This window comes from Falsihalocynthiibacter sp. S25ZX9 (assembly GCF_041205405.1).
Taxonomy (GTDB): Bacteria; Pseudomonadota; Alphaproteobacteria; order Rhodobacterales; family Rhodobacteraceae; genus Falsihalocynthiibacter; species Falsihalocynthiibacter arcticus.
Map to the genome: position 1 here is coordinate 1 of NZ_JBGFCD010000047.1, position 2,976 is coordinate 2,976.

A 2,976-nucleotide genomic window follows, 5' to 3' on the forward strand; every position below is an offset into this window, starting at 1 on the left:
TTACAAAAACTGGGATGCGAACTAAGGCAAAATGCCTAAGCGTCGCGGGATGGAGCAGCCCGGTAGCTCGTCAGGCTCATAACCTGAAGGTCGTCAGTTCAAATCTGACTCCCGCAACCAACTTTATTTGCACAAGGTCGTCACCGGAAACGGGAGCGGCCTTTTTGCTTGTCTGGCAAAGGCTTAGGATGCCGGCCAGATCACCCTCGATGTCGAGTAGATACCCCACTTCGTCTGTTGCAGGGTTTACGACAATCCGGTCAATGAGGCTCCTGATATGATTGACGGCCTCGGCTCCGTCGGGACGCGTATCTAAAGTCTCGCGTAGATTGGCCACTGCTTCGCGATACACATCTCCCATGACCGGAAGAAGAATGGGGGAACTGGTTTGTGTGGACGAACTCGCAACCTCTTCTTCAAGATTTGCTTTTTCCGCTTCCAAGATAGCCATTCGATCTTTTACGCGTTCTGCGGGAACGCCTTGGATAAGGGCATCGACCAACTTCTCCAAATCGCAAGAGATTTTCTTGATCCGTCTTTCATTGGGAATTCGGTTCCCGCTTTGCACCTTGCGCAGTTTGGTCAGGTGCAGGAAGTATTCTTTGCAGAACACATCTAAGAGGTCCGTGTCCATCAACTGATGCTGTAAACCGCTGAGGACCGTTCTTTCGAGAACCCCACGCCTGATTGACCGACCGTTGGGGCAGGTCCCCTTATTGCGCGCGCTTGCACATCCGAAATGGTGCTGACTGATTTTGACTAAACTACTGCCACATGTGCCACATTTGATGAGGCCAGAGAGCAGAAAGCGCGGACGCCGGCGATCCCAAGCCTCGAATATTCTTGTTCGCTTGCTTCCCGAGTGATGTGGCCGTCTGTTGGTCTTTTACGCGTTGCCATAGCGAGTGTTCAATGATTTGCAGGTGTGGAACATCCTGCGTGATCCATTGGTCGGGCGGATTTAATCTGGAGTTTCGTTTGCCTGTCTCGGGGTCTTTCATGTAGCGCAGCCGGTTCCAAACTAGGCGACCAATGTAGAGTTCATTGTCGAGTATGCCTGTGCCGCGATGTTTGTTGCCATGGATTGTTGAGGGCCCCCAAGAGGTGCCTGCTGGCCCCAGAATGCCCTCGGAATTTAGCTGTTTTGCGATCACCCGTGGGGACGTGCCGTCGGCGTAGTCACAAAAAATCCGACGAATGATTTTAGATTGCTGCGCGTTGATCGTTCTGTCGCCGCGTATTGGTTCTCCATTTGAATCGACTTGTCGCACGACGTCGTAGCCATATGACTTTCCGCCACCGGATTTTCCTGCTTCGACACGACCGCGCAGCCCGCGGCGGGTTTTATCCGCCAAATCCTTCAGAAAAAGAGCATTCATGGTGCCCTTTAGACCAATATGAAGTTCGTTGATTGCGCCTTCTGAGAGGGTGACGATTTGAATGCCAGCATAGGTTAGACGTTTATAGATCCCGGCAATGTTTTCTTGGTCGCGCGAAATGCGATCAAGAGCTTCGGCAAGGAGGATTTGAAAAGCGCCGTTGCTGGCGTCTTCTATCAGTTGTTGGATGCCAGGCCTCATCAAGCTCGCCCCTGAAATCCCTTGATCGACGTATTGTTCGGTAATGTCCCACCCTTCTTTTACGGCACGCTCGCGGCAAATCCGGATTTGGTCCTTAATTGAAGATGTGGATTGTAGGTCATTTGAGTATCGGGCGTATATTGCGACTTTCATTTTATGTCCTTTCCGAGGGTCTCCAGAATTCCGGCGTAGTTACGGCCGTCATTGATTGCGCGGGCTTGGTTATAGTGGCGCTCAGCAGTGCGAAACGAGGCGTGGCCGAGAATGGCGCGCACGAGGCGGGCGGCGCCGGTGACTCATAAGCGAGCGTTGTCGCCGTGCAGTCGCGGAACAAATGCGGGTTGACGCGAACCCCGACGAGCTTCTCAGTTATCCGTGTAATCCTGGCGCCCAAGTGGGCTGCACAATAAGGTCGCCCACTATCGTTGACCCAGAGTGCGGCGTGATGTGTTCGCGCGCGTGCGAGGAACCAAGGCCGAACGTCTTGAATGTAGGTGAGGAGGGGGCCTGCGAGACTGGACGGGACTTCAGAGTCCCACACCATTCGGTTCTTTGTCATTGTGGTCTCAAGACCGACAAATAGCTTCTCCCCAGAGACAAGAAGAGATCGGTCTAGTTCCAAAGCGCAGAAGGAACGCCGTCTCATCGGCAACAATGCGAGAAAGGCGACCATCATTCCGTCGCGTCGTTGCCGCGCTTCCTTTAAGGAGCAGGGTGAACCGCCTGAATTTAGTGTATCGACAAGGGCGAGGCCCTTCTGAAACAAGATATCGCTTGCCACGATACGTCCCTGTTTGCGAGGGCTTGGTGAAGCGAACACCTCATACCGTAAGAGCGAGGCCAACCGGCGGTGCGCGCTCCAATCCCCGTCCGGACAATGTGATCTCAGAATGCGCAAGGATTTTTCTAAAAGCGAAAGTCGGGTGTCTGGCCGCAAGTGAGAAATTGATTTGATCCAGGCATTCATACGCTCTGGAGTTGCGCGTTCTAGCGGCGGGTCTTTCAGGGCTTCTGGCTGATTGGCTGCAAGCCAGCCAAGCCAACGCCATAAGACTTAAGTAAGTTCCCGCTCGATGGTTCTCTTAGGTGGCTCAGGGGCCCACGAGGATCAAGAGGGCCTGCCTGTGTTGTGAGGTCTGCCCATAAGGCGGCGTCGGCTTCTGGCCCGTCTTTGAGGAGGATGGACAGCCGTTTCATTGTTGCTCTCTCTTTTTGTCGATGACTTCGGCAAACAGGCGGGTTGCGGTTCCGGCCTCAAAACCTGCATAGGCATTGTGGACCTGTCACGGTTTGATGCCGCTCCTTTGATAGCATTTACTGCAACAAAGGAGACTGAGCATGGGACTGAAACGAACAGACGAATTTAGGGAAGATGCGGTGCGGATCGCACTGACCA

At 53.5% G+C, this 2,976-nt stretch carries 3 protein-coding genes and 1 tRNA gene; 1 reads left to right on the forward strand and 3 read right to left on the reverse strand.

Translation table 11 applies throughout. The features are described 5' to 3' along the window. Positions 1–43: 43 nt before the first annotated feature. Positions 44–120: transfer RNA gene (locus AB9F29_RS21115), tRNA-Met, on the forward strand. Here the strand turns inward: AB9F29_RS21115 and AB9F29_RS21120 are convergent. The 3 genes from AB9F29_RS21120 to AB9F29_RS21130 all read right to left on the reverse strand — a co-directional run bounded on the left by AB9F29_RS21120 (position 77) and on the right by AB9F29_RS21130 (position 2,777). After that, positions 77–841, reverse strand: a complete 765-nt coding sequence (locus tag AB9F29_RS21120; protein WP_369757154.1) for a zinc ribbon domain-containing protein — start codon at positions 839–841, stop codon at positions 77–79. The genes AB9F29_RS21115 and AB9F29_RS21120 overlap by 44 nt on opposite strands. Next, the gene (locus AB9F29_RS21125) at positions 765–1,733 is read right to left on the reverse strand and encodes a recombinase family protein (RefSeq protein ID WP_369757152.1); all 969 of its coding nucleotides are present in this window, start codon (positions 1,731–1,733) and stop codon (positions 765–767) included. Before AB9F29_RS21125 ends, AB9F29_RS21120 begins: the two co-directional genes overlap by 77 nt. An 849-nt stretch (positions 1,734–2,582) precedes the next feature. Then, positions 2,583–2,777, reverse strand: coding sequence for a hypothetical protein (locus tag AB9F29_RS21130; protein ID WP_369757153.1), 195 nt, complete (start codon positions 2,775–2,777; stop codon positions 2,583–2,585). Between the last annotated feature and the right edge of the window lie 199 nt (positions 2,778–2,976).